15 protein-coding genes and 3 rRNA genes are annotated in these 26550 nt (G+C 69.3%); 12 read left to right on the top strand and 6 right to left on the bottom strand.

Features of this window, described 5'->3' with window-relative positions; genetic code table 11:
* Positions 1-38: 38 nt before the first annotated feature.
* A complete protein-coding gene (locus tag OHT61_RS05020) occupies positions 39-4790 on the top strand; it encodes a hypothetical protein (RefSeq protein WP_329035381.1) in 4752 nt (1583 codons plus the stop codon).
* An 18-nt stretch (positions 4791-4808) separates the two neighbouring features.
* On the opposite strand, the gene OHT61_RS05015 is transcribed toward OHT61_RS05020, so the two are convergent.
* Positions 4809-5273 (bottom strand): hypothetical protein, encoded by a 465-nt coding sequence (locus OHT61_RS05015; protein WP_329035380.1) that lies wholly within the window; start codon positions 5271-5273, stop codon positions 4809-4811.
* A 507-nt stretch (positions 5274-5780) separates the two neighbouring features.
* Here OHT61_RS05015 and OHT61_RS05010 point away from each other — a divergent pair.
* The 4 genes from OHT61_RS05010 to OHT61_RS04995 are packed head-to-tail and all read left to right on the top strand — an operon-like array spanning position 5781 to position 10049.
* Positions 5781-8579 (top strand): sensor histidine kinase, encoded by a 2799-nt coding sequence (locus OHT61_RS05010; protein ID WP_329035378.1) that lies wholly within the window; start codon positions 5781-5783, stop codon positions 8577-8579.
* Positions 8576-9016, top strand: a complete 441-nt coding sequence (locus tag OHT61_RS05005; protein WP_329035377.1) for a roadblock/LC7 domain-containing protein — start codon at positions 8576-8578, stop codon at positions 9014-9016. The genes OHT61_RS05010 and OHT61_RS05005 overlap by 4 nt, the downstream gene beginning before the upstream one ends.
* Positions 9017-9025: 9 nt before the next feature.
* The gene (locus OHT61_RS05000; protein WP_329035376.1) at positions 9026-9463 is read left to right on the top strand and encodes a DUF742 domain-containing protein; all 438 of its coding nucleotides are present in this window, start codon (positions 9026-9028) and stop codon (positions 9461-9463) included.
* The gene (locus OHT61_RS04995) at positions 9444-10049 is read left to right on the top strand and encodes a GTP-binding protein (RefSeq protein ID WP_329035375.1); all 606 of its coding nucleotides are present in this window, start codon (positions 9444-9446) and stop codon (positions 10047-10049) included. Before OHT61_RS05000 ends, OHT61_RS04995 begins: the two co-directional genes overlap by 20 nt.
* 141 nt (positions 10050-10190) lie before the next feature.
* On the opposite strand, the gene OHT61_RS04990 is transcribed toward OHT61_RS04995, so the two are convergent.
* Together OHT61_RS04990 and OHT61_RS04985 are read right to left on the bottom strand one after the other, a co-directional pair.
* A complete protein-coding gene (locus OHT61_RS04990) occupies positions 10191-10538 on the bottom strand; it encodes a DUF962 domain-containing protein (RefSeq protein WP_329035373.1) in 348 nt (115 codons plus the stop codon).
* Between the two features lie 121 nt (positions 10539-10659).
* Positions 10660-11484, bottom strand: a complete 825-nt coding sequence (locus OHT61_RS04985; protein ID WP_329035371.1) for a M15 family metallopeptidase — start codon at positions 11482-11484, stop codon at positions 10660-10662.
* Between the two features lie 60 nt (positions 11485-11544).
* Between OHT61_RS04985 and OHT61_RS04980 the strand changes: the two genes are divergently transcribed.
* Positions 11545-12042 carry an NUDIX domain-containing protein gene (locus OHT61_RS04980; protein ID WP_329035369.1) on the top strand — a complete coding sequence of 166 codons (498 nt, stop codon included), beginning with the start codon at positions 11545-11547 and terminating at the stop codon, positions 12040-12042.
* 29 nt (positions 12043-12071) lie between these two features.
* Here the strand turns inward: OHT61_RS04980 and OHT61_RS04975 are convergent, their stop codons facing one another.
* The gene (locus OHT61_RS04975) at positions 12072-14441 is read right to left on the bottom strand and encodes a glycoside hydrolase family 31 protein (RefSeq protein WP_329035367.1); all 2370 of its coding nucleotides are present in this window, start codon (positions 14439-14441) and stop codon (positions 12072-12074) included.
* A 220-nt stretch (positions 14442-14661) separates the two neighbouring features.
* Between OHT61_RS04975 and OHT61_RS04970 the strand changes: the two genes are divergently transcribed.
* Together OHT61_RS04970 and OHT61_RS04965 are read left to right on the top strand one after the other, a co-directional pair.
* The gene (locus tag OHT61_RS04970) at positions 14662-16638 is read left to right on the top strand and encodes an acetoacetate--CoA ligase (protein WP_329035365.1); all 1977 of its coding nucleotides are present in this window, start codon (positions 14662-14664) and stop codon (positions 16636-16638) included.
* 78 nt (positions 16639-16716) lie between these two features.
* Entirely contained in the window at positions 16717-17631 is a 915-nt protein-coding gene (locus tag OHT61_RS04965; RefSeq protein WP_329035363.1) for a hypothetical protein, read from the top strand.
* 75 nt (positions 17632-17706) lie between these two features.
* On the opposite strand, the gene ptsP is transcribed toward OHT61_RS04965, so the two are convergent.
* Together ptsP and OHT61_RS04955 are read right to left on the bottom strand one after the other, a co-directional pair.
* On the bottom strand, positions 17707-19377 hold the full coding sequence (gene ptsP / locus OHT61_RS04960; protein ID WP_329035361.1) for a phosphoenolpyruvate--protein phosphotransferase: 1671 nt from the start codon (positions 19375-19377) through the stop codon (positions 17707-17709).
* A 76-nt stretch (positions 19378-19453) separates the two neighbouring features.
* The gene (locus tag OHT61_RS04955) at positions 19454-19903 is read right to left on the bottom strand and encodes a PTS sugar transporter subunit IIA (protein ID WP_329035359.1); all 450 of its coding nucleotides are present in this window, start codon (positions 19901-19903) and stop codon (positions 19454-19456) included.
* A 686-nt stretch (positions 19904-20589) separates the two neighbouring features.
* On the opposite strand from OHT61_RS04955, the gene OHT61_RS04950 reads away from it, so the two are divergent.
* From OHT61_RS04950 to OHT61_RS04935, 4 genes are all read left to right on the top strand, one after another.
* Positions 20590-22115: ribosomal RNA gene (locus OHT61_RS04950) — 16S ribosomal RNA — on the top strand.
* 304 nt (positions 22116-22419) lie between these two features.
* A 23S ribosomal RNA gene (locus OHT61_RS04945) occupies positions 22420-25545 on the top strand.
* A 79-nt stretch (positions 25546-25624) separates the two neighbouring features.
* Positions 25625-25741, top strand: a 5S ribosomal RNA gene (gene rrf, locus OHT61_RS04940).
* Together the 16S, 23S and 5S rRNA genes form the textbook arrangement of a ribosomal RNA operon.
* 145 nt (positions 25742-25886) lie before the next feature.
* A complete protein-coding gene (locus tag OHT61_RS04935; RefSeq protein WP_329035358.1) occupies positions 25887-26495 on the top strand; it encodes a CDP-alcohol phosphatidyltransferase family protein in 609 nt (202 codons plus the stop codon).
* Positions 26496-26550: the final 55 nt, after the last annotated feature.

Genomic DNA, 26550 nt, shown 5'->3' with positions numbered 1-26550 from the left:
CCGCCCGCCCGCCGCCTGAACGACGAAAGTCCGCCGCCATGTACGAGTTGTCCCGGGTCCGCCTCTACTCCATCGGACCCGCCGGTGCCCGCTACGCCGACACCGTGCTCGACCTGCGCGGAGTCGGCAAACCCGTGCCCAGCCCCGCTCCGGCGCAGGCGGAGTTCTTCGAGGACGAGCCCGTCGGCCCGCCACGGCGCCCGGCTCCGGCCGGTGTGCTGTTCCTGGAGAACGGCGGAGGCAAGTCGGTCCTGCTCAAGCTGATCTTCTCCGTGATGCTGCCGGGGCACCGCAACACCCTCGGAGGAGCCAGCTCCGGCGTCCTGCGCAAGTTCCTGCTCGCCGACGACTGCGGCCACGTCGCCCTGGAGTGGCAGCACACGCTCACGGGGGAGTGCGTCGTCGTCGGCAAGGTCAGCGAGTGGCGCGGGCGCCAGGTGTCCAACGACCCGCGCAAGTTCGCCGAGGCCTGGTACTCCTTCCGGCCCGGTCCCGGCCTCGGTCTCGACAGCCTCCCCGTGGCCGAGGCCACCTCGGTGGGGCGTCCCGCCGAGGGCGTGTCGGGCGCGCAGGGCCGGCGCCGGACCATGAAGGGCTTCCGCGACGCCCTGACGGACGCGGGCAAGTTCTACCCGCACCTCGACGTGCACTGGGAGGAGATCCACGACCGCTGGAACGAGCACCTCGGCGATCTCGGGCTCGACCCGGAACTCTTCCGCTACCAGCGGGAGATGAACGCCGACGAGGGCGAGGCGGCCGGTCTCTTCGCGGTCAAGAAGGACTCCGACTTCACCGACCTGCTGCTCCGGGCGGTCACCGACACCCGTGACACGGACGGCCTCGCCGACCTCGTCAGCGGCTTCGGCAACAAGCTCGGCCGCCGGGCCGAACTCACCGCCGAATGCGACTTCACCGCCGGTTCCGTCGACCTGCTGGGCCGTATCGTCGAGGCCACCGCGACCAGAGCCCGCAGCCGCGACGTGCACGCCGGAGCCGAGCGCCGCACCCGGACCCTCGTCCGCAGGCTCTCGGGCCGCGCGGCCGAGGAACGCGGCCGCACAGCGGAGCTGTCCCAGCAGGTCGCCGCCGCTGCCCACACCGTCACGGAGGCCGAGTCGGCCCGCGGCGACCGCGACCTGATCGCCGCCGAACTCGCCTACCGGCACGCTTCCCTGGCGCTGACCGCCGCTGAGCGCAGCGCGGCTGCGCAGCGTCGCGAACTGGGCGACGCACGCACCCTCCACGCCGCCTGGCAGGCCGCCGAAGCGGTCCTGCGCCACCGCGCCTCCGCCGACCGGTCCGCCCGTGTCGCCGTGGCCATCCGCGAGGCCGAGCGCGACGCCGCCCCCGCCCTCGCCGCGCGCGCCACGGCCGCCGCCGACCTCGTACGCGCCCTCCACACCGCCGCCGAGGCGGGGGAGGGTGTGGCGAACGAGGAGGAGGAGCGCTCCGCGGTCCTCCAGGCCACCGGAGAGACGGCACACCGGGACGCCACCACCGCCGCCACCGAGGCCCAGCGGGCCCGCAGCGAGGCCGGCCACCTGCGCCAGCGGCTCGCCGAGGTCGAGCAGGAGACCGCCGAGGCCGTACGGGCCGGCTGGCTGGACGACACCGCGCCCGACGCCGACCCGGCACGCGCGGCCCTCGCCGCGAACGACGCGGAGAAGACCGCGGTCGCCGCGTGGGACACCGCACGTGAGGCCGCCCGCGCCACCGGCGACCACGCACGCGAGGCGGCGGGGGCGGAGAGCCGCGCCGAACTCGCCGCCGCCCGTGCCGCCGACGGCGCACGGGCCGCCGAGCAGGCCCACGAGGCCGAACGCAAGGCGGCCGAGTCGATCGCCGCGGACCCCCGACTCGGTGACCTCCTGGGACTTCCGGCCACCCCGGGCGCCGGTACGGGAGTCCCGCGGCCCCGTGGCGCCGCGTCCGGTTCGGCGCAGAGCGGCCACGGCGCGCACGAGACCACCGGCGGCGATACGGGTCCCTTCACGGCCGAGGAGTTCGACCACAGCGCCGACGAACTGAGGGAACTCCTCGACCAGGGTGTCTCGGCGGCCGAGCGCAGGCTCTTCGACCTCCGCACCGCCGCTGCGGACGACTCACGCATCCTCGGCGCCCTCGGCGACGGCGGGCTGCTGCCCCCCGGGCCCGACGTGCTCGCCACCGTCGAATATCTCGGCGAGCACGGCATCCCGGCGCTGCCGGGCTGGCGCTACCTGGCGCAGGCCGTCGACCCCGCCGACCACGCCGCGGTACTCGCCGCACGGCCCGAACTCGTCGACGGTGTCGTCATCACCGACCCCGACGCCCACACACGTGCCCGGGAGGTTCTGGCCGCGGCCGCCCTGCTGCCCCGTTCGGCCGTGGCCGTCGGGACGACCGCCGCCCTCCTTGCCCCCGTCCCGGCGCCCGGCGGCCTCGGCGGGTCCGCGGGCGAGGACGTGTTCCTGGTCCCGCCGAACCCGGCGATGCACGACGAACACGCCGCCGACGAGGAGCGCCAGGCACTCCGTGCCCGCGCCGCCGCCCGCGACGAGGACATCAGGACGCTCGCGGCGCGGCTCACCGCCGACCGCTCCCTGGCCGCCCGCATCGGCTCCTGGCGCGCCGACTGTCCGCCCGGCATGCTCGGCGAACTCGCCGAGGCCGCGCACACCGCGCGGACCACCGCGGAGGCCGCCGAGGCCGCGCTGGCCGAGGCCCGTACCGTCCGGGCAGAGGCCGACGAGGCTGCGGCCGAGGCATCCCGCGTCCGTGACGAGCGGCAGGAGGCCGCCCAGCGTGCCCGCCGCGCGGCCGACGCGCTCGCCGGCCTCGCCCACCGCCTGCGCGACCGGGCCGGCTGGCAGGCGCGGCTGCGCGAACTGACCGACGAGGCCGCCGAGTCCGAAGCCCGCGCCACCACGCTCCTGGAGCGGGCCCGCGCCGCCGACGAGGACCGCAGGGCCGCCCAGCGCGCCGCGGACGACGCCCACCGCACCGCGCGGGCCCTGCGCGCGGAGCGCGCCGAGATCGCGGGCGTCCCGGAGATCCTTCCGGAGCCGGCGGACCCGGCCGTCCGGACCTCGCTCCCCGCGCTCCGCGAGGCCTACCGCGCCGCCTCGCGCCTCTACGAGAAGGTGGGCGTCGGAGCCGACCTGCGTGCCGAACAGGCGCGGGCCGAGAGCGACGAGAGCGCCGCCCTGGCCGAACTCGACCGCCTCACCAACAAGGTCCGCACCCGCGCCGCCCAGCTCCTCGAAGGCACCGACGGGGCCGACGGGCCCTCCCGGCAGGCCGCCGCGGCCCGCGCCGAGTCGCACGTACAGCTCCTGGAGACCCGGGCGTCCACGGCCAGCGAACAGCTCGGCCGGCTGCGCGGCGAGGCCGAGCGCCTCGCCCCCGCCGACGAGACGGCCCGGCACACCGAGCTCCCCGACGGTCTGGTCCCCGCCGACGCCGAACAGGCCCAGACCCTGCTGCGCACGGCCACGGCCGAACTGGCCTCCGCCACCGAGGCGCTGGACACCGCGCGAGGCGTCCACGCCGAGCTGCTGCGCGCGCACCGTACCGCCGAGGACTCGGCCGGCGGCTTCGACGAGACGGCGGCGCTCCTGCGCGACCTGCTCAGGGACCACAGCGCCGACGACGAGACCGGATCTCCCGATCCCTACGCGGGGACCCTGGAGGAAGCCAGGCAGGCGGCGGCCGAAGCCCGCCGGTCCCTGCGCGGCTGCGCGACCGACCTGTCCGCGGCGGAGAGTTCGGTGCGGGAGGCGAGCGACGTCCTCGTACGCCACGCCAACTCCACGCGCTACGAACAGGTCCGCACCCCCGCACGGCAGCAGATCAGGGAACTCCCGGCGACCGCGCTGCCCGACCACGCCGAGAAGTGGGCGGCTGCCTTCGCCCCCAGGCTGCGCGTCCTCACCGACGAGCTGGCCCAGCTGGAGCGCAACCGCGACTCCATCGTCGACCGGCTCAGGGGCCTGGTCGAATCCGCCCTCACGACCCTGCGCTCCGCCCAGCGGCTCTCCCGGCTCCCCGAAGGACTGGGGGAGTGGTCCGGTCAGGAGTTCCTCCGGATCCGCTTCGAGGAACCCGACCAGGCCACGCTCACCGAGCGCCTCGGAGAGGTCGTCGACGAGGCCACGCACGCCGCGCTCAAGAAGAACTCCGACCTGCGCAGGGACGGGATGTCCCTCCTGCTGCGCGGAGTCCAGGCGGCGCTGGAGCCCAAGGGCATCGCCGTGGAGATCCTCAAGCCGGACGCCGTACTGCGCGCCGAGCGTGTGCCGGTCGGACAGATGGGTGATGTGTTCTCCGGAGGACAGCTGCTCACGGCCGCGATCGCGCTGTACTGCACGATGGCGGCCCTGCGCAGCAACGACCGGGGGCGCGACCGGCACCGGCACGCGGGCACGCTGTTCCTCGACAACCCCATCGGGCGCGCCAACGCCACGTACCTGCTGGAGCTGCAGCGCGCGGTGTCCGACGCGCTGGGCGTCCAACTGCTCTACACGACCGGCCTGTTCGACACCACGGCGCTCGCCGAGTTCCCGCTCGTCATCCGGCTCCGCAACGACGCGGACCTGCGGGCGGGCCTGAAGTACATCAGCGTGGAGGAGCACCTCAGGCCCGGGCTGCCGCAGCAGGACCCCGAGGCCGAGACCGTCCACGGTGAGATCACGGCGACCCGCATGTTCAAGCGGAGCGGTCAGGCGCCCTCGGGTTCCGCCGTCCCCGAGATGCGCTCGGAGATGCCCGGCACACCGGCGCGGCGTACGGAGACGGCCGAGAAGCCGTAGCGGGGACCGGGGCGACGGTCAGGCCCGGGAGAGCCGGCCTTCGCCCCGCCGCCGCAGCCGGTCCTCCCTGCGTATCCGGGCCTTGGCCGCGCGCCGGGCGGCACGGCGCTCCCGGCGCATGCGGCGGGCCGTGCTCGCGGGCAGGGAGACCACACCGTTGCGCTGGTTCCACACCTGCCGGGTCACCCAGACGTCCAGCACCGACCATGTCGCGACCACTGTGCCCGCCACACCCGTGAGCACCATCGGGAAGGCGAGCCAGGAACCCGCCATGGTGCACAGGAAGGCCACCATGGCCTGAATGACCGTCAACGACAGGATGAGGACGGCGCGCACGGCAGCCGTACGCACGGGATCCGGCATCCTCCGCCGTATCGCCGGCTCCTCGATCCACAGCTGGCGCCGGATCGTGCCGTCCGCCCCCGCGGAGCCCGCCCCGGGCCGTTCCGGCGGCCCTGCCCCCCGGCGCTCTTCCGTATCCAACGACCTTCAACTCCCCACCGCAGTCCGACTCAGGGGTGGCTGCCCGGCCGGCGCCCGTTCTACTCGGGCTCGCGCTCCCGCCTGTCGCTCGTACCCCCGTGAGGTCCTTCTGCCCCGTACATCTGGACGAACGCCAGGACGGGAAGATTCCCGCTGTGCACCCCATCAGGCCCCGAAAGGTCACGGAACGAAGAATTCCAGCCAACTGCCGTGTGAGGATGCACCGTCTCCGGCCTGGGCCTCTCTGTCGCTTTCGCGAATTTCTTCGCCGGGAATACCGGGACAACAGGTGAGCAATTCCAGCCCGATCGGCCGGAAAGCACTCGGACGCGCCTTCGAGTTACCCACAAGTCAGTAGTAGGCTCGCGCCGTTTGTTGACGGAACACCGGCAGGTGCCCTGCGGACCGCCGCGGGACCACGGGCCGACCGGCAGGACAGGGAACACCGCACCAACCGGAACACCGACACGACCACCCCCGTCACGCGGGGCCGAGCTGGGGGAGGCCATGCGCTTTCGCGGGAAGTCCATCCGCAGGAAGATCGTGGCGTTGCTCCTGGTGCCGCTCGCCTCCCTCACGGGCCTGTGGGTCTTCGCGACCTACGTCACCGGTCGCGAGGCCAACGCCCTGATGGGCGCCGGCGCGATCGTGGAGAAGGTCGGGCACCCGCTCGAGGACACCATCCGCGCCGTCCAGGACGAACGACGGCAGACCCTCGTCTACCTCGCGGACCCCCGGGCCTCGGACGCCCTCCCCCTGCTGCGCCGGCAGCGCGCGGCGACCGACCGGGTCGTGGCCGACGTCCGGCTCAGCGCACGGAGCAAGGACGTCCGCGACAAGCTCAGCCCCGAGTCCGAGGCCCGGCTCGAGTCGATCCTCGGCGAGGTCGACGGGCTGGACGCACTGCGCGGATCGGTCGAGAAGCGCACCATCGACCGGACCAGGGCCCTCGACTTCTACAACGGGCTCGTCGACCCCTGCTACCGCTTCCTGAACGGTCTCCACCAGATGGAGAACGTCTCGATGGACAAGCAGGTCCGCGCCCTGGTCGGCGTGTCCCGTGCCCGCGAGATGCTCTCCCGCGAGGACGCCCTGGTCGCGTCGGGCCTGGTCGCGGGCCGGCTCGGCGCCCCGGAACTGCGCGTCGTCTCCGACCTCGCCGCCAGCCGCAAGCTCCTCTACGACGTCAACCTCGAACTCCTTCCGGAGAGCGAGCGCGCGCGCATGGAGCAGTACTGGAGCAGCCCCGACTCCGAGCCCCTGCGCACCGCCGAGCAGAAGCTCATCGCCGCGGGCCCCTTCACGAAGCCGGGCGCCGTCGACGCGGAACGCTGGCAGGAGGCCGCTCCGCCGGCCCTGGAGCACCTGGCCAACGACGGCACGGAGATGTCCAACCGCTTCCAGGACCGCGCCGAGCCCGCCGGCTACCGCGTCCTGATCCGGGCCGGTGTCGCCGGCGTCCTGGGCTTCGTCGCACTCCTCGTCTCGGTCTTCGTCTCCGTGCGGGTGGGACGCGAACTCGTCCGCGACCTCTCCCGCCTCCGCAAGGACGCCCACGAGGTGTCCGGGGTACGGCTGCCCAGCGTGATGCGGCGGCTCGCCGCCGGCGAACACGTCGACGTCGAGACCGAGGCCCCGCACCTCAGCTACGAACGCGACGAGATAGGCCAGGTCGGCCAGGCCCTCAACACCCTCCAGCGGGCCGCCGTCGAGGCCGCCGTCAAACAGGCGGACATGCGCCGGGGCGTCTCCGAGGTCTTCGTCAACCTCGCCCGCCGCAACCAGGTGCTCCTGCACCGTCAGCTGACGCTCCTGGACACGATGGAGCGCCGTACGGACGACGGCGACGAACTCGCCGACCTCTTCCGCCTCGACCACCTCACCACCCGCATGCGCCGGCACGCGGAAGGCCTCGTGATCCTCTCCGGGGCGGCCCCCTCCCGGCAGTGGCGCAAGCCCATCCAGCTCATGGACGTGGTGCGTGCGGCGGTCGCGGAGGTGGAGGACTACGAACGGATCGAGGTCAGGCGCCTGCCCCGCATCGGCGTGGGTGGCCCCGCCGTGGCCGACCTGACCCACCTCATCGCGGAGCTGCTGGAGAACGCCACGGTGTTCTCACCCCCGCACACGGCGGTCCAGGTGCACGGCGAACGCGTGGCCAACGGCTTCACGCTGGAGATCCACGACCGCGGGCTCGGGATGGCGCCCGAGATCCTCCTGGACGCCAACCTGAGGCTCGCCGAGACACCCGAATTCGAGCTGTCCGACACCGACCGGCTCGGCCTCTTCGTCGTCAGCCGGCTCGCGCAGCGGCAGAACGTCAGGGTGTCGCTCCAGACGTCGCCGTACGGGGGCACCACCGCGGTCGTCTTCATCCCCTCCCCGTTGCTGACCGACGCCCCGGACACCCACGGCACCGGCTTCCGCCTCGACCGCCGGGCGGAGAAGGCGCTCGACGGCGGCCGGCCGGGTGCCCGCGTGCCCGGCAGCGACAAGGCGCGACGGGACGGGATCGCCGACGGCGACATCCCCGGGAGGCCGGGCGGACTGGCCCCGGTGCCCACGGGCCTCACGGACCCTTCGGTCCTCGACGGCCCCATCGAGCTGGACGGTCCGGTGGGCGCGCTCGAACTCGCCGACGACCCCGCGCTCGACCGCGCCCTCGATCCCGCACTGGGCCCCGTCCTGGACGGCGTGTCCGACCTGGAGGACAGCGACAGCGAGCGGGGCGGCATCTTCAGGGCCCGCGACCTGCGCCGGGACACCGGTCGCGAACAGCACCAGCAGGCGTTCGACCCGTCGGAGGAACGCTCCGCCGACGTACGGCCGATGCGGCCCGCCGGACCGGTGCCGCTGCCCCGTCGCAAGCCGCCGACGCTCGTCACGGACCGGGGACGCGGAGCCGGCCACGGCGGCCGCGCGCAACCGGCCGCCTCCGACGCCGTCACGGCCCTCCCGGGCACCGGCTCCCGGGGGAGTTCCGGCGCCCCCGCGGACGCGGGTGCCCAGGAGGACACACGCCCTCCGCGACGCCCCGGTACCGCCCCGGACACCGTGGGCGGCCTCCCGCGACGGGTCCGGCAGGCGAGCCTCGCCCCACAGCTCCGGGAGGACTCCGCGGTGCGGACCCCCGGCATCACCCCCGCGGCAACGGACGACGACCTCGAACGTGACGCGGACGACGTACGCACTCGCATGGCTTCGCTTCAACGCGGCTGGGAGCGCGGCCGTCGGCAGAACGCCGAGGACGTGACCGGCCACGGCGAGACAGCACCACGAACCACTCCGGGAGGGGACGGTCGATGACCGCACCGAACGCCGCAGCATCCAACGCCGCACGCCAGGGCTCCGGCGAGCTCAACTGGCTCCTCGACGAACTCGTCGAACGCGTCGCGAGCATCCGCAAGGCGCTGGTTCTCTCCAGCGACGGTCTCGCCACCGGCACATCGCAAGACCTCACCCGTGAGGACAGCGAGCATCTGGCGGCCGTGGCCTCCGGATTCCACAGCCTCGCCAAGGGCGTCGGCCGTCACTTCGAGGCGGGCCGGGTGCGGCAGACCGTCGTCGAGCTCGACGAGGCCTTCCTCTTCGTCACCGCCGCCGGCGACGGCAGCTGTCTCGCCGTCCTGGCCGACGCGGACTCCGACGTGGGCCAGGTCGCGTACGAGATGACCCTCATGGTCAAGCGCGTGGGCGCCCACCTGGCCAACGCTCCCCGGACCGGTATGCCCGCCGGAGGGTGAGGGCAGGGCATGAGCGCCGACTCCGTCCGTGACGCCGCGTCCGGAAGACCGTCCGCAGACACCGGAGCGGACGCCTCGCGCTGGTACGACGCCGACGCGGGGCCGGTGGTCCGGCCCTACGCGATGACCCGGGGGCGCACCAGCAGCGCCACCCGTCACCGTCTCGACCTGATCGCGATCGTCGTCCCCGAACCGGCGGCCGACGATCCCGGCCGGGACCAGACGCTCTCCCCGGAACACGTGGAGATCGTCGAACTGTGCAGCGACATGCCCCAGTCCATCGCCGAACTCGCCTCCGGCCTCGACCTCCCCGTCGGAGTGGTCCGGGTCCTGGTCGGCGACCTCGTCGAGGACGAACTGGTGCACGTGACCCGTCCCGTTCCGCCGGCCGAGCTGCCGGACGTGAACATTCTCCGCGAGGTGATCAATGGCCTTCGGGCGCTCTAGCCGCGCGAAGCGGCCCGTCGAGCCCGTCACCCTGAAAATACTGGTCGCGGGCGGCTTCGGAGTGGGCAAGACGACCCTCGTGGGGGCGGTCAGCGAGATCAGACCCCTGCGCACGGAGGAACGGCTGAGCGAGGCGGGCCGTCCCGTCGACGACGTCTCCGGGGTCGAGAGCAAGAACACCACCACGGTGGCGATGGACTTCGGCCGCATCACCCTGCGTGAGGACCTCGTCCTCTACCTCTTCGGCACACCGGGGCAGGACCGCTTCTGGTTCCTGTGGGACGAGCTGGCCCAGGGAGCCCTGGGGGCGGTCGTCCTCGCGGACACCCGCAGGCTGGAGGACTGCTTCGCGGCGGTCGACTACTTCGAGCGCCGCGACATCCCGTTCACGGTGGCCGTCAACCTCTTCGACGGCGCCGGGCAGTTCCCCGCCGACACCGTGCGGGCGGCGCTGGACCTCGACCCCGGGGTGCCCGTGCTGCTCTGCGACGCACGCGACCGGTCGTCCGTCCGGGACGTGCTGGTCGCGGTCGTCGAGCACGCCCTGGCCCGCGCCGACCGGCTCCGGGAACCCGCCAGGACCTGACACCGGGCGACCGCGCGGAACGCGGCCCGCACCCCCGCCGACCGGGGTACGGGCCGCGCGTGCGGTGCGGCCCCGCAGCGGGCGTGGGAGGAGTCTTCACCCGAGGTGACGGAACGTCAACCCCGCACGTACGGTGGCCTGTCAGGCGTTCTCGGCGAGCCACTTGGACGCGGTCTCCGCCAGCTCCGCGTCGCGGCCCGCCAGCATCATCCCGATCATCTGCGCGTCGCCCCGGAGCGACCACGCCGGGTGCCCGAAGGTCGCCGGATTGTTCTTCTCGATGAGGAAGTGAGCCGGCCACGCCGTGCCGTACCCGATCAGCGGGAGCGCCATCGCGTACCGCTTCCGGCCCCGGGCAAGACCGTAGGCGGTGATGGCCAGGCCGGTCAGCGTCCCCGTCAGGTGGACCCACCGGGTCGCCGCCCTGGAGTGCATGGCGACGTAGTAGGGCCAGAACTCTTCATACGAACCGAACGTCTCCTGAGGCATGAAGGCACCGTAACGGCTCGGGCCGCAACCGGATACGGCAGTTCCGCGTCCGTCAACAAGAACGGGCGGCCGGAGCCCACGGGGGTGGTCCCGGTCGCCCGTTCGATTCGCGGGGCGGCCGTCAGTGGCCGGCGACGGAACGCCTGGCCACGGGGAAGTCGAAGTAGGTGTCCGGGAAGAGCTCGGGCTTGTAGGTGAAGTGCCACCACTCCTCGGCCAGGTTCACGAAGCCCAGGCCGGTGAGCGTGCTCCGCAGGAACTGGCGGTTCGCGCGCTGGACCCCCTGGATCCGGGGGTCGTCCGTGTGCGAACGGGTGTCGAAGCAGTCGTAGCCCGTGCCCATGTCCACCGAGTTGTCGGGAAAGCGCTCGGCCCTCGGGCCGTAGCAGGGGGCCAGTGCCTCGCCCGGCTCGTACGGCCTCGTCGGCAGTGCCGGCAGCTTCACGAGCGTGAGGTCGACCGTGCTGCCCCGGCTGTGACCGGACTTCTCCGCGATGTAACCGTCCGCGAACAGGCGCGTCTTGTCGACCAGCGGATAGAACTCGCCCTTCATCTCCTGGTCGTCGAGGTCCTTCGCCCAGCGTACGAAGTGGTCCACGGCCCGCTGCGGCCGGTAGCAGTCGTAGACCTTGAGCGAGTAGCCCCGGCGCAGCAGGCTCCGCTGGGCGGTGCGCAGGGCCAGGGCCGCGGGGCGGGTCAGGATGCAGACGGGGCGCCGGTAGCCGTCCACCGGCTCGCCCATGAAATTGTGCGCGGTGGTGTAGCGCATCTCCGTGATGATCGTCGGATCGACGGAGCGGAGGTCGACGAACTCCCGGGGAGCCTTCGGCTCGGGCGAGGCGGACGCGACGGGCGAGGCCGACGCGACGGGTGCGGCGGCCGCCACGGCGAGCAGGGCGGAGCCGGCGGCGGTCAGGGCACGGAGGACACGAGCAATTCCTGTCATGGGCACACCGTCTATCAGTTCCGGGGCCGCAGGAGAAGGGTGATCGGATACAGTCCGCCCGTGGAGCACTCACACTGCGGCACCTGCGGAGCCCTGTACGCCGCCGACACCTGGCCCCGCACCTGTACGGCCTGCGGCCGCACCGCCTACCGCAATCCGCTTCCCGTCGCCGTCGCGCTCCTGCCCGTCACCTCGCCGCACGGCACCGGCCTCGTCGTCATCACCCGCACCATCCCCCCGCACGTGGGCGGCATCGCGCTGCCCGGCGGCTTCGTCGACCGGACCGAGGACTGGCGCCACGCCGTCGTGCGCGAACTGCGGGAGGAGACCGGCATCCAGGCCGACGAGGCGGACGTACGCCTCGCCGACGCCCTCAGCTCGCCCGGCGGCCACCTGCTCCTCTTCGGACTCCTCCCGGCCCGCCGCGCCGACGAACTCCCGCCGTCCACGCCCACCGACGAAACCGCCGGTCACGACGTGCTCCACGCACCGGACGACCTCGCCTTCCCGCTGCACACGCAGGCCGTACGCGCCTGGTTCGCCGGCCGGTACCGCTGAGGACGGTCCCCTTCGGCGCCGGGCCGCCGCTACGGCAGGGCCGCCTCCGGCAGACCGCGCACCCGGACCGGATACGGCACCGCCCCCTCCCCGCCGTCCCGCTCGACGACCACGCGGCCCCCAGCCAGGCGCGAGGTGTACCGCTCGACCTCCGCCCGCGCCCACCCGTCCCCCACGTCCCGCACGACCACCCCTCGCCCCGAGCGCCCCGGCGACGGAGCCCACACCTCCAGCTCCAGCTCCCCGCCCGCGCCCCGCACCGGAATCACCGCGCCGGCCCGCGCCAGCACCGGGACGCGTGACAGCGGCGCGTCCACCGCGACCTGGCACGGCCCCTCGTACGCCCGCCCGGTCGCCGTGTCGTACCACCGGCCCCTCGGCAGCCGGACGCTCCGGCGGACCGCGCCCTCCTCGAACACCGGCGCCACCAGCAGCGCGTCGCCCAGCAGGAAGGCGTCCTCGCACGCACGCAGCGCGCGGTCCCCGGAGGCGTTCCACCACAGGGGCCGGACGTACGGAGCGCCCGTCAGCCGGGCCGTGTGCGCGAGCGTCACGAAGTACGGGTGCAGCCGCTCCCGCTCCTCCAGCACCCCCCGGGCGTGGCCGAGCACCTCCGGCCCGAACTCCCACGGCTCCCGGCGCCCCGCGTCGATCGCCGCGTGCGTACGGAACAGCGGCATGTACGCACCCAGCTGGAACCAGCGCAGATACAGCTCGGGCGACGGCGACCCGTCGAAGCCGCCGACATCGGGCCCCGAGTACGGCACCCCGCAGAGGCCCAGCCCCAGCACGAGCGCCAGCGACGCCCGGAGCCCCGGCCACCCGGTGGCGACGTCACCCGACCACGTACCGCCGTACCGCTGCATCCCCGCCCAGCCGGAACGCGAGAACAGGAACGGCCGCTCGTCGGGCCGAAGCCGGCACAGACCCTCGTACCCGGCCCTGGCCATCGTCAGGGCGTACACGTTGTGCGCCTCCCGGTGGTCCCCGCCCCGCCCCTCCAGCGTGTGCCGCGCCGAAAGCGGAAGCGAGGGATCACCGAAGGCCGAGAAGGACACCGGCTCGTTCATGTCGTGCCACACACCGGAGAACCCCTGGCCGAGCCGCTCCTCGTACAGCCCGCCCCACCACTCCCGCACCAGCGGATCGGTGAAGTCCGGATACACGCACTCACCCGGCCACACCTCACCGAGCACCGGACGACCCGACGGATCACGCACGAACGCACCCTGCGCGCCGACCTCCGAACCGCTGTCGAACACGGCGTTCCCCGGAGACGCCCTCACCGCCGGATCGACGATCGACACCAGACGGACACCGTCCTCCCGCAACTCCTTGGCCAGGGTCGGCAGCCCGGGGAACCTCTCCCGGTCGACGGTGAAGACCTGGTGCCCGTCGTAGTGGTCGATGTCCAGGTGCAGCACCGACAGCGGCAGACCCCGCTCCCGGTACCCCGCGACGATCCGCCGTACTTCCCGTTCACTGCCGAACCCCCACCGCGCGTGCTGCGGCCCCAGCGCCCACGACGGCGGCAGCGCCGGCGCGCCCGTCAGCGCCGTCCAGCCCCGCAGCACCCGGGCCGGTGTCCCCACGACCACCCAGCAGCGCAGCGGACCGCCCTCCATGCGCACTTCGCACGTACCCGGCCGGTCGTGCCCGGAGCCCGCACCCTCCTCGCCCTCCCGGAGCGTCACCCGCCCCGGCCAGGAGTTGTCGTGGAACGCCAGATGCGTCCCCGCGTCCGACACCACCACCTGCACCGGCATCGTCAGGTACAGCGGATCGTCCCCGGGGCCGAAACGGCCTCCGGGATCGGTGTTCCACAGGCGGTACGTGCCCTCCCGCAGCCTCGGCCCGGTGGCCCGCCCGCCGAGCCCGAAGAAACCCGCGTCGGCCGGCACCTCGGACTTCTGCACCCACCGGGCCGGGCCGCCCGCAACCGGCTCCCACCAGCGCGGAGGCAGGTCCCGGCGGAGCACCACACCGCCCGGCGTCCGCAGTTCCAGCGCACCGTGCCGCGACACGGCGACGGTCAGCCGCTCCGACACCACCTGCCAGCCGCCGTTCTTGTCCGGCTCCAGCCGGGCCCGCCCATCCGGCTCCGGCTCGTCACCCGGCAGGGCGTACGACGGCAGCGGCCCCGCACCGTCCCACGACCAGAACACCGCACCGCCCACCGCCACCCGCACCCGCAGTTCCGAGCGGGCGAACCGCACCACACCACCACCCGGCCCAGGCTCCGCACTCACCAGGAGCCCGGGCACACGCGCCCGCTCCGCACCGCGCGGTGCCAGCGCCCGCGCGTCCGCACGCCGGCGGCGCCACGCCGAGCGCACCGTACGCATCCCCTGCACAGAACCGACCATTTTCACCGAGCGCACCAGGTCACGACCATCCATGCGGGTCACCCTGCCATCCGCCGGGACCCGGGAGTGCTCCGTTCAGCTTCCGTTCACCTGTGGCCCCGCCACACAGCCGGACACACAACCATGGCCGGGGGACCCTGGTGCGCAAGACGATCACATGGCATCGTCCATCAGTGCCGTTCACGCGCACACCCCAGCCCGTGCGCGCGACGCACGCAGACCCCGCGTACACCCCGAATTCCAGGGAGCCTCCATGACCTCAGCAGCCGGCGACGCCCCCCTCTGGCAGCCCGGGCCCGAGCGCATCGAGGCCGCCGCCGTCACCCGCTTCCAGCGCTGGGCGGCCGAACGCCACGGCGCTCCCGCCGACGGCGGTTACGCGGCCCTGCACCGCTGGTCGGTCGACGAGCTCGACACGTTCTGGGCGGCCGTCGCCGACTGGTTCGACGTACGCTTCTCCACGCCCTACGAAGCCGTCCTCGCCGACCGCGCCATGCCCGGCGCCCGGTGGTTCCCCGGCGCCACCCTCAACTACGCCGAGCACGCCCTGCGCACGGCCGACGACCCGCTCCGCGCCGACGCCCCCGCGCTGCTGTACGTCGACGAGACGCACACCCAGGTGTCCGTCAGCTGGCACGAACTCCGGCGCCAGGTGGGCTCGCTCGCGGCGGAACTGCGCGCCCTCGGGGTCAGCCCCGGCGACCGCGTCAGCGGATACCTGCCCAACATCCCCCAGGCCGTCGTCGCCTTCCTCGCCACCGCGGCCGTCGGCGGCGTCTGGACCTCGTGCGCCCCCGATTTCGGCGCCCGCAGCGTCCTGGACCGCTTCCAGCAGGTCGAACCCGTCGTCCTGTTCACCGTCGACGGCTACCGCTACGGCGGCAAGGAACACGACCGGACCGCCACCGTCGCCGAGCTGCGGGACGAACTCCCCACCCTGCGCGCCGTCGTCCACATCCCCCTGCTCGGTACGCCCGCACCCGAGGGCACCCTCGAATGGTCGGCGCTCACCGCCGCCGCCACCGAACCCTCCTACGAGCAGGTCCCCTTCGAGCACCCGCTCTGGGTCCTCTACTCCTCGGGCACGACCGGACTCCCGAAGGCGATCGTCCAGTCCCAGGGCGGCATCCTGCTCGAACACTTCAAGCAGATCGGCCTGCACTGCGACCTCGGCCCCGACGACCGCTTCTTCTGGTACACCTCCACCGGGTGGATGATGTGGAACTTCCTCGTCTCCGGCCTGCTCACCGGAACGACCGTCGTGCTCTACGACGGCAGCCCCGGCTACCCGGACACCGGCGCCCAGTGGCGCGTCGCCGAACAGACCGGCGCGACCCTCTTCGGCACCTCCGCCGCCTACGTCATGGCCTGCCGCAAGGCCGGCATTCACCCCGGCCGTGACCACGACCTCAGCCGCGTCCAGTGCGTCGCCACCACGGGCTCCCCGCTGCCGCCCGACGGCTTCCGCTGGCTCCACGACGAGGTCGCGGAGGACCTGTGGATCGCCTCGGTGAGCGGCGGGACCGACGTCTGCAGCTGCTTCGCGGGCGCCGTGCCCACCCTGCCCGTCCACATCGGTGAACTCCAGGCCCCCTGCCTCGGCACCGACCTCCAGTCCTGGGATCCCGCCGGCGAGCCGCTCACGGACGAGGTCGGTGAGCTCGTCGTCACCGCGCCCATGCCGTCCATGCCGGTCCGCTTCTGGAACGACCCCGACGGCAGCCGCTACCACGACAGCTATTTCGACATGTACCCCGGCGTCTGGCGCCACGGCGACTGGATCACCCTCACCGACCGGGGCTCGGTCGTCATCCACGGCCGCTCGGACTCCACCCTCAACAGGCAGGGGGTGCGCATGGGTTCCGCGGACATCTACGAAGCGGTCGAACGGCTCCCGCAGATCCGGGAGTCGCTCGTCATCGGCATCGAGGAACCCGACGGCGGCTACTGGATGCCCCTCTTCGTCCACCTCGCCGAAGGCTCCAGGCTCGACGACGACCTCCGCGACAGCATCAAGCGCACCATCCGGGAGAACCTCTCCCCACGCCACGTACCGGACGAGGTCATCGAAGTGCCCGGCATTCCGCACACCCTGACCGGCAAGCGCATCGAAGTCCCGGTCAAGCGGCTCCTCCAGGGCACGGCCCTGTCCAAGGCGGTCAACCCGGGATCCGTCGACAACGTCGAACTGCTCCACTTCTACGAGGAGCTCGCCCGCGAACGCCGCTGACCCGGCCGCGGCACGGGCCGTTGTCAGTCCCCCTGATTACGCTGAGTGAGCATCGATCGACCGTGCACAGGGGGACTCATGACGCACACCGAGCAGTTCACGCACATCCGGCAACGCTCCGACACGTCCATGCGACGAGCGCTCCGCCGCGAAGCACCCAGTACCGTCGGCCTCCTGGCCGACCCCGAGGACTTCGCGGCGATGCGCCACTACCGCAGCTTCACCTTCGACGACCACGCCGTCTACCTGCGGCAGATCGAGGGACTGCTCCGCTCCCTCGCGGCCCAGGGCAAGCACACCACGGTCGCCCTCTTCGACCCCGGGGACTACGCCGACTTCTGCGCCGAATCCGGGATCGAGCCCGACGCCCACACCAGCCGCAGCCGCTTCACCGCCCGCATCGCCGCGACCGGCCCCACCGTGGAGTACACCGGCCAGCGCATCGACGCCCTGATCCCCGTCCTGATCTCACGAGCCGCCCGCCGGGCGACCTGGGAGTACGCCACGATGCTGCTGGCCGGTCTCGGAGACTGCGCCGACTGCGGGCAGGACATCGGCAGAGCCGCCTTCGACCGGGCGTCGCACCTCCTGATGCGGCTCATGGACACCGCGGGCCCGGGCAGCCACCACCTGGTGTGCAGCACCCCCGCGCAGTCGGAACAACTCCTCGCCGTCGTCCACACCTCCCGCGACACCGAAGGCCCGGCGCACCTCGAGGCGTCCGAAGGAGCCGAGTTCGCCACCGTGCTCGCCGTCGGCGTCGCACTCCGGACACCGGGCGGCGTCGTCCTGCGCACGACCGCGCCCGGCACCCCCGACCGCGTGCACGGCTGGCGTCTGCAGCGCGGCAGCCTCCTCCCGCTCAGCGCGGGCGAGGTCTTCAGCGCCTACTGCACCGACGCCGACACGGGCGAACCGGTCCCGCCCGAGGAGGGCGTCGAATACTGCGCCGGATTCGACCTCGGCGCCGACGAACCCGAGACACACCGCTGACGCGCGAAGGGGTCCCCACCGCCCACGGTGGGAACCCCTTTCAGCATCCGGCCCGCACCAGCGAGCCGCGACGGGTCACTCGCCCGACAGCACCGCCTGCGCCGCCAGACGCGCATCCTCGGCGGAGTCCGCCGCACGCGCGGCGGACGCAGCACGCTCGCACTGGGCGAGCGTGTGCTTCGCCAGCGTCGCCCGCACGTAGGGAATGGACGCGGCACCCATCGACAGGGAGGTGACACCCAGACCCGTCAGCACGCACGCCAGCAGCGGGTCCGAGGCGGCCTCACCGCAGACACCGCAGCTCTTGCCCTCGGCCCTGGCGGCGTCGGCGGACAGCGCCACCAGGTCGAGCAGCGCCGGCTGCCAGGGGTCCTGGAGCCGGGAGACGGCGCCCACCTGACGGTCGGCCGCGAAGGTGTACTGCGCCAGGTCGTTGGTGCCCAGCGAAAGGAACTCGACCTCCTGCAGGATCGACCGGGCCCGGAGAGCGGCCGACGGAATCTCCACCATGGCCCCGAACTTCGCCTGGAGACCGGCCTCACGGCACGCGTCGGCGAACGCCTTGGCGTCCGCGCGGTCGGCGACCATCGGCGCCATGACCTCGAGGTAGACGGGCAGACCCTCGGCCGCCCGCGCCAGCGCGGTCAACTGGGTCCGCAGCACGTCGGGGTGGTCCAGCAGGCTGCGCAGACCGCGCACACCCAGCGCGGGGTTCGGCTCGTCCGCCGGTGTGAGGAACTCCAGCGGCTTGTCCGCTCCCGCGTCCAGCACCCGCACGACGACCCGGCCTTCGGGGAACGCCTCCAGCACCGCCCGGTACGCCGCGATCTGCTTCTCCTCGGAAGGAGCCTGCTTGCTGTCGTCCAGGAACAGGAACTCCGTCCGGAACAGGCCCACACCCTCGGCACCGGCCTCGACCGCCGCCGGCACGTCGGCGGGACCGCCGACGTTGGCGAGCAGCGGCACCTTGTGACCGTCCGACGTCGCACCGGGACCGGTCACGGCGGACAGGGCCGCCTTGCGGGCGGCGGACGCGCTCTCCATCTCGGCGCGCTTCTCCGGGCTCGGCTCCACGAAGATCTCACCCGTGCTGCCGTCGACGGCGACGACCGTGCCCTCGGCGATCTCGCCCGCCCCGGGCAGCGCCACGACGGCCGGAACGCCCAGCGCACGCGCGAGAATCGCGCTGTGACTGGTCGGACCGCCCTCCTCGGTGACGAAACCGAGCACCAGGGCGGGGTCGAGCAGGGCCGTGTCCGCCGGAGCGAGGTCACGCGCGATCAGCACGTACGGCTCGTCGCTGTCCGGCACGCCCGGCATCGGGACACCGAGCAGTCGCGCCACGATCCGGTTCCGCACGTCGTCCAGGTCGGCGACGCGCCCCGCCAGGTACTCCCCGGCGTTGGCCAGCAGCGCCCGGTACGCCGCGAACGCGTCGTAAACCCCGCGCTCGGCGGTGCTGCCGACGGCGATACGGCGCTCGACATCGGCGATGAGCTCGGGGTCCTGCGCCATCATGGCCTGGGCCTCGAGCACGTGCTGTGCTTCGCCACCCGCCAGATTGCCGCGCGCGTTGAGGTCCGCAGCGACGGCTTCCACGGCCTGGCGGGCACGTCCCTGCTCGCGCTCGGCCTCTTCCGCCGGAATCTGCTTGGCCGGGGGCTCCAGAACCGCCGCCCCCATGTGCCTGACTTCGCCGATGGCCACACCGTGGCTCACGCCGACGCCTCGCAGCGTTGTCTCCATTTCACCCGTCTCCGGTCGTGCGGTGGCGGTGCCACCGCGGTTGTCGCCCAACTGGCCTGTCAATGCGAGGAGGCTGTCACTGCCAGCCGAAGAGCGTGTCGCCGACCTTCACGTCGCCGTCCTCGCGGACCTCGGAGAGGGAGTCGGCGGTCGCCTCCAGGGCGACGACCGGGCAGATCGCCGACTTGCCGGCGGCCTCGACGCCTGCCGGGTCCCAGCGCACGATGCCCTGGCCGCGCGTGACCGTGTCCCCCTTGTTCACGAGGAGCTCGAAGCCCTCGCCGTTGAGCTGCACGGTGTCGATCCCGAGGTGGGTCAGTACCCCGTGGCCCTCGTCATCTACGACGACGAACGCGTGCGGGTGAAGGGACACGACGATTCCATCGACCGGCGAGACGGCCTCGGAGGGCTCGCGCACGGGATCGATGGCAGTACCGGGACCGACCATCGCGCCGGAGAAGACGGGGTCGGGAACGGCGGTGAGCCCGATGACCCGGCCGGCGAGAGGGGACGTCACAGTGGTCATGGAGAGCCTCCAGGGGGTGGGGATCCGTAGGTTGCCGCCATGGCTGATGGAGGACGGCGTACTGATCAGCAGCGTAAGTCATATGAAGTCACGGTTCCGCCCGAGAGCTACCGGTTGGCCGGCCTAGGGGAGCTCAGCAAACGATTTGCCTCGCCTCACAGCGGCCTGTACTGTCGTACCCCTGCCTGGCCCCATCGGGACTTCAAGTCCGGGGTCGGCAGCGACTTCCAAGCCCTGACTGTAACCCTGATCGTGGTTCCGCATGCCTGCGAGACCGTGGTCAAGGGAGAGGGAAAAGGCCTGATAGAGTCGGACTCGCCGGAAAGGGAAACGCGAAAGCGAAGAACTGGAAAGCAAAATAAGCAGTAACCCGCTTCGACCGGGAATCGGACACGAAAGAGTCTGATAGAGTCGGAAACGCAAGAACGAAGGGAAGCGCCCGGAGGGCCCCGGTGAAACGGGACCGAAGGAAGCGTCCGTTCCTTGAGAACTCAACAGCGTGCCAAAAGTCAACGCCAGATATGTTGATACCCCGGCCTGCATCACGCAGGTTGGTGGTTCCTTTGAAAAGTCCTGCCGGGTCTTCGGATCGGGTGGGCAACAACAGCGAGGACGCTGTGAACAGCCGGTCATATTCCGACCTGGTTGTTCCGCTCTCGTGTTGTGATCCCGATTACGGGAAAACATTCACGGAGAGTTTGATCCTGGCTCAGGACGAACGCTGGCGGCGTGCTTAACACATGCAAGTCGAACGATGAAGCCTTTCGGGGTGGATTAGTGGCGAACGGGTGAGTAACACGTGGGCAATCTGCCCTTCACTCTGGGACAAGCCCTGGAAACGGGGTCTAATACCGGATAACACTCTGTCCCTCATGGGACGGGGTTAAAAGCTCCGGCGGTGAAGGATGAGCCCGCGGCCTATCAGCTTGTTGGTGGGGTAATGGCCTACCAAGGCGACGACGGGTAGCCGGCCTGAGAGGGCGACCGGCCACACTGGGACTGAGACACGGCCCAGACTCCTACGGGAGGCAGCAGTGGGGAATATTGCACAATGGGCGAAAGCCTGATGCAGCGACGCCGCGTGAGGGATGACGGCCTTCGGGTTGTAAACCTCTTTCAGCAGGGAAGAAGCGAAAGTGACGGTACCTGCAGAAGAAGCGCCGGCTAACTACGTGCCAGCAGCCGCGGTAATACGTAGGGCGCAAGCGTTGTCCGGAATTATTGGGCGTAAAGAGCTCGTAGGCGGCTTGTCACGTCGGATGTGAAAGCTCGGGGCTTAACCCCGAGTCTGCATTCGATACGGGCTAGCTAGAGTGTGGTAGGGGAGATCGGAATTCCTGGTGTAGCGGTGAAATGCGCAGATATCAGGAGGAACACCGGTGGCGAAGGCGGATCTCTGGGCCATTACTGACGCTGAGGAGCGAAAGCGTGGGGAGCGAACAGGATTAGATACCCTGGTAGTCCACGCCGTAAACGTTGGGAACTAGGTGTTGGCGACATTCCACGTCGTCGGTGCCGCAGCTAACGCATTAAGTTCCCCGCCTGGGGAGTACGGCCGCAAGGCTAAAACTCAAAGGAATTGACGGGGGCCCGCACAAGCAGCGGAGCATGTGGCTTAATTCGACGCAACGCGAAGAACCTTACCAAGGCTTGACATATACCGGAAAGCATCAGAGATGGTGCCCCCCTTGTGGTCGGTATACAGGTGGTGCATGGCTGTCGTCAGCTCGTGTCGTGAGATGTTGGGTTAAGTCCCGCAACGAGCGCAACCCTTGTTCTGTGTTGCCAGCATGCCCTTCGGGGTGATGGGGACTCACAGGAGACTGCCGGGGTCAACTCGGAGGAAGGTGGGGACGACGTCAAGTCATCATGCCCCTTATGTCTTGGGCTGCACACGTGCTACAATGGCCGGTACAATGAGCTGCGATGCCGCGAGGCGGAGCGAATCTCAAAAAGCCGGTCTCAGTTCGGATTGGGGTCTGCAACTCGACCCCATGAAGTCGGAGTTGCTAGTAATCGCAGATCAGCATTGCTGCGGTGAATACGTTCCCGGGCCTTGTACACACCGCCCGTCACGTCACGAAAGTCGGTAACACCCGAAGCCGGTGGCCCAACCCCTTGTGGGAGGGAGCTGTCGAAGGTGGGACTGGCGATTGGGACGAAGTCGTAACAAGGTAGCCGTACCGGAAGGTGCGGCTGGATCACCTCCTTTCTAAGGAGCACTTCTTGTCGGCTTCGGCTGACCAGAGGCCAGTACATCGGCGAATGTTCGATGCTGGTTGCTCATGGGTGGAACGTTGACTATTCGGCACGATCAGCAAGTTTTTGTGAGTACTGCTTCGGCGTGGAAAACAGGAACGGGTTGGTCGGGTCGGGCACGCTGTTGGGTATCTGAAGGTACGGGCTCGTGTGAGTCTGATCCTTTGGTTGCCGGCCCCAGTGCACTCACCTGTAAGGGTGGGGTGATGGGTGGCTGGTCGTTGTTTGAGAACTGCACAGTGGACGCGAGCATCTGTGGCCAAGTTTTTAAGGGCGCACGGTGGATGCCTTGGCACCAGGAACCGATGAAGGACGTGGGAGGCCACGATAGTCCCCGGGGAGCTGTCAACCAAGCTTTGATCCGGGGGTTTCCGAATGGGGAAACCCGGCAGTCGTCATGGGCTGTCACCCGCTGCTGAACACATAGGCAGTGTGGAGGGAACGCGGGGAAGTGAAACATCTCAGTACCCGCAGGAAGAGAAAACAACCGTGATTCCGGGAGTAGTGGCGAGCGAAACTGGATGAGGCCAAACCGTATGCGTGTGATACCCGGCAGGGGTTGCGCATGCGGGGTTGTGGGAGTTCTCTTGATCAATCTGCCGGTTGGTCGACGAGTCAGAAACCGTTGGTGTAGGCGAAGGACATGCGAAAGGTCCGGCGTAGAGGGTAAGACCCCCGTAGCTGAAACATCAACGGCTCGTTTGAGAACCACCCAAGTAGCACGGGGCCCGAGAAATCCCGTGTGAATCTGGCGGGACCACCCGCTAAGCCTAAATATTCCCTGGTGACCGATAGCGGATAGTACCGTGAGGGAATGGTGAAAAGTACCGCGGGAGCGGAGTGAAATAGTACCTGAAACCGTGTGCCTACAAGCCGTGGGAGCGTCGCGCATCGAGCTTGCTCGGTGCGTCGTGACTGCGTGCCTTTTGAAGAATGAGCCTGCGAGTTAGCGGTGTGTAGCGAGGTTAACCCGTGTGGGGAAGCCGTAGCGAAAGCGAGTCCGAATAGGGCGATTGAGTTGCACGCTCTAGACCCGAAGCGGAGTGATCTAGCCATGGGCAGGTTGAAGCGGAGGTAAGACTTCGTGGAGGACCGAACCCACCAGGGTTGAAAACCTGGGGGATGACCTGTGGTTAGGGGTGAAAGGCCAATCAAACTCCGTGATAGCTGGTTCTCCCCGAAATGCATTTAGGTGCAGCGTCGTGTGTTTCTTGCCGGAGGTAGAGCACTGGATAGGCGATGGGCCCTACCGGGTTACTGACCTTAGCCAAACTCCGAATGCCGGTAAGTGAGAGCACGGCAGTGAGACTGTGGGGGATAAGCTCCATGGTCGAGAGGGAAACAGCCCAGAGCATCGACTAAGGCCCCTAAGCGTACGCTAAGTGGGAAAGGATGTGGAGTCGCAGAGACAACCAGGAGGTTGGCTTAGAAGCAGCCACCCTTGAAAGAGTGCGTAATAGCTCACTGGTCAAGTGATTCCGCGCCGACAATGTAGCGGGGCTCAAGCGTACCGCCGAAGTCGTGTCATTCACACATATAGGGCCAACGCCTGTGTGGATGGGTAGGGGAGCGTCGTGTGCCGGGTGAAGCAGCCGCGGAAGCGAGTTGTGGACGGTTCACGAGTGAGAATGCAGGCATGAGTAGCGATACACACGTGAGAAACGTGTGCGCCGATTGACTAAGGGTTCCTGGGTCAAGCTGATCTGCCCAGGGTAAGTCGGGACCTAAGGCGAGGCCGACAGGCGTAGTCGATGGACAACCGGTTGATATTCCGGTACCCGCTTTGAAACGCCCAATACTGAATCAGGCGATGCTAAGTCCGTGAAGCCGGCCTGATCTCTTCGGAGTTGAGGGTAGTGGTGGAGCCGACGAACCAGACTTGTACTAGGTAAGCGATGGGGTGACGCAGGAAGGTAGTCCAACCCGGGCGATGGTTGTTCCCGGGGTAAGGGTGTAGGCCGTGTGGTAGGTAAATCCGTCACACATTAAGGCTGAGACCTGATGCCGAGCCGATTGTGGTGAAGTGGATGATCCTATGCTGTCGAGAAAAGCCTCTAGCGAGTTTCATGGCGGCCCGTACCCTAAACCGACTCAGGTAGTCAGGTAGAGAATACCGAGGCGTTCGGGTGAACTATGGTTAAGGAACTCGGCAAAATGCCCCCGTAACTTCGGGAGAAGGGGGGCCATCACTGGTGATCCGATTTACTCGGTGAGCTGGGGGTGGCCGCAGAGACCAGCGAGAAGCGACTGTTTACTAAAAACACAGGTCCGTGCGAAGCCGTAAGGCGATGTATACGGACTGACGCCTGCCCGGTGCTGGAACGTTAAGGGGACCGGTTAGTGCACTTTCGGGTGTGCGAAGCTGAGAACTTAAGCGCCAGTAAACGGCGGTGGTAACTATAACCATCCTAAGGTAGCGAAATTCCTTGTCGGGTAAGTTCCGACCTGCACGAATGGCGTAACGACTTCTCGACTGTCTCAACCATAGGCCCGGTGAAATTGCACTACGAGTAAAGATGCTCGTTTCGCGCAGCAGGACGGAAAGACCCCGGGACCTTTACTATAGTTTGATATTGGTGTTCGGTTCGGCTTGTGTAGGATAGGTGGGAGACTTTGAAGCAGCCACGCCAGTGGTTGTGGAGTCGCCGTTGAAATACCACTCTGGTCGTGCTGGATGTCTAACCTGGGTCCGTGATCCGGATCAGGGACAGTGTCTGATGGGTAGTTTAACTGGGGCGGTTGCCTCCTAAAGAGTAACGGAGGCGCCCAAAGGTTCCCTCAGCCTGGTTGGCAATCAGGTGTTGAGTGTAAGTGCACAAGGGAGCTTGACTGTGAGACCGACGGGTCGAGCAGGGACGAAAGTCGGGACTAGTGATCCGGCAGTGGCTTGTGGAAGCGCTGTCGCTCAACGGATAAAAGGTACCCCGGGGATAACAGGCTGATCTTCCCCAAGAGTCCATATCGACGGGATGGTTTGGCACCTCGATGTCGGCTCGTCGCATCCTGGGGCTGGAGTCGGTCCCAAGGGTTGGGCTGTTCGCCCATTAAAGCGGTACGCGAGCTGGGTTTAGAACGTCGTGAGACAGTTCGGTCCCTATCCGCTGTGCGCGTAGGAATATTGAGAAGGGCTGTCCCTAGTACGAGAGGACCGGGACGGACGAACCTCTGGTGTGCCAGTTGTCCTGCCAAGGGCATGGCTGGTTGGCTACGTTCGGAAAGGATAACCGCTGAAAGCATCTAAGCGGGAAGCCTGCTTCAAGATGAGTATTCCCACCACCTTGAGTGGTTAAGGCTCCCAGTAGACGACTGGGTTGATAGGCCAGATGTGGAAGCCCGGTAACGGGTGGAGCTGACTGGTACTAATAGGCCGAGGGCTTGTCCTCAGTTGCTCGCGTCCACTGTGTTAGTTCTGAAATAACGAACGGCCGTGTTGTGTTCCGATGTTGGTTAATTTCATAGTGTTTCGGTGGTCATTGCGTTAGGGAAACGCCCGGTTACATTCCGAACCCGGAAGCTAAGCCTTTCAGCGCCGATGGTACTGCAGGGGGGACCCTGTGGGAGAGTAGGACGCCGCCGAACAATTATTCCGGGAAAGCCCCGTGCCCTTGTGGCACGGGGCTTTTCTGCGTTCCCGGCCGGCTGTGGCCCCCTGTGCACCGACGTCCGGGGACTGGAGGTAGGGTCAGGGGGCATCATTGGCACGTTCTTCACAGGAGGCCCCCGGGTGGAGGTCCAGGAGACTCGAGTTCAGACGGACCGAGTACTCACCATCCCCAACATCCTCAGCATGGCTCGCCTCGTCGGCGTACCGCTTTTCCTGTGGCTGATTCTTCGTCCCGTGTTCGGGGGGCCCAACAGTGATGGCTGGGCCCTGCTGGTCCTGATGCTGAGCGGTGTCAGTGACTACCTCGACGGCAAGCTCGCGCGTAAGTGGAATCAGATCAGCAGTCTGGGCCGGCTCCTGGACCCCGCGGCCGACCGACTCTACATTCTGTCCACCCTTGTCGGACTCACCTGGCGCGAGATCCTGCCGCTATGGCTGACCGCCGCACTTCTCGCCCGCGAGGTGATGCTGCTCGTCATGGTGGCAATCCTGCGCAGGCACGGCTACCCGCCGCCCCAGGTGAACTTCCTCGGCAAGGCCGCGACCTTCAACCTGATGTACGCCTTCCCCTTGTTGCTGCTCAGCGACGGAAGTGGTTGGCTGGCTACGCTGGGTACGATTTTCGGATGGGCGTTCGCCGGATGGGGTACAACCCTGTATTGGTGGGCAGGGATCCTGTACGTGGTCCAGGTCCGCCGGCTGGTGAAGGCGGACGCAGTAGCCGATTAGCTCGTTGTCGTGGCGCCGTGCAGAGTCGCCGGCCCGCACCGCCCGCCGGTGCTGC

This window comes from Streptomyces sp. NBC_00178, from assembly GCF_036206005.1.
Classification (GTDB): Bacteria; Actinomycetota; Actinomycetes; order Streptomycetales; family Streptomycetaceae; genus Streptomyces.
This window is presented reverse-complemented; position numbering and strand designations above follow the sequence as displayed.

What these genes read in the sequence shown, in the direction of transcription:
- OHT61_RS05020 (WP_329035381.1), top strand. Translation starts at nt 39, where the DNA reads ATGTACGAGTTGTCCCGGGTCCGCCTCTACTCCATCGGACCCGCCGGT.
- OHT61_RS05010 (WP_329035378.1), top strand. Translation starts at nt 5,781, where the DNA reads ATGCGCTTTCGCGGGAAGTCCATCCGCAGGAAGATCGTGGCGTTGCTC.
- OHT61_RS05005 (WP_329035377.1), top strand. Translation starts at nt 8,576, where the DNA reads ATGACCGCACCGAACGCCGCAGCATCCAACGCCGCACGCCAGGGCTCC.
- OHT61_RS05000 (WP_329035376.1), top strand. Translation starts at nt 9,026, where the DNA reads ATGAGCGCCGACTCCGTCCGTGACGCCGCGTCCGGAAGACCGTCCGCA.
- OHT61_RS04995 (WP_329035375.1), top strand. Translation starts at nt 9,444, where the DNA reads ATGGCCTTCGGGCGCTCTAGCCGCGCGAAGCGGCCCGTCGAGCCCGTC.
- OHT61_RS04990 (WP_329035373.1), bottom strand. Translation starts at nt 10,538, where the DNA reads ATGCCTCAGGAGACGTTCGGTTCGTATGAAGAGTTCTGGCCCTACTAC.
- OHT61_RS04985 (WP_329035371.1), bottom strand. Translation starts at nt 11,484, where the DNA reads ATGACAGGAATTGCTCGTGTCCTCCGTGCCCTGACCGCCGCCGGCTCC.
- OHT61_RS04975 (WP_329035367.1), bottom strand. Translation starts at nt 14,441, where the DNA reads ATGGATGGTCGTGACCTGGTGCGCTCGGTGAAAATGGTCGGTTCTGTG.
- OHT61_RS04970 (WP_329035365.1), top strand. Translation starts at nt 14,662, where the DNA reads ATGACCTCAGCAGCCGGCGACGCCCCCCTCTGGCAGCCCGGGCCCGAG.
- OHT61_RS04965 (WP_329035363.1), top strand. Translation starts at nt 16,717, where the DNA reads ATGACGCACACCGAGCAGTTCACGCACATCCGGCAACGCTCCGACACG.
- ptsP (WP_329035361.1), bottom strand. Translation starts at nt 19,377, where the DNA reads ATGGAGACAACGCTGCGAGGCGTCGGCGTGAGCCACGGTGTGGCCATC.
- OHT61_RS04955 (WP_329035359.1), bottom strand. Translation starts at nt 19,903, where the DNA reads ATGACCACTGTGACGTCCCCTCTCGCCGGCCGGGTCATCGGGCTCACC.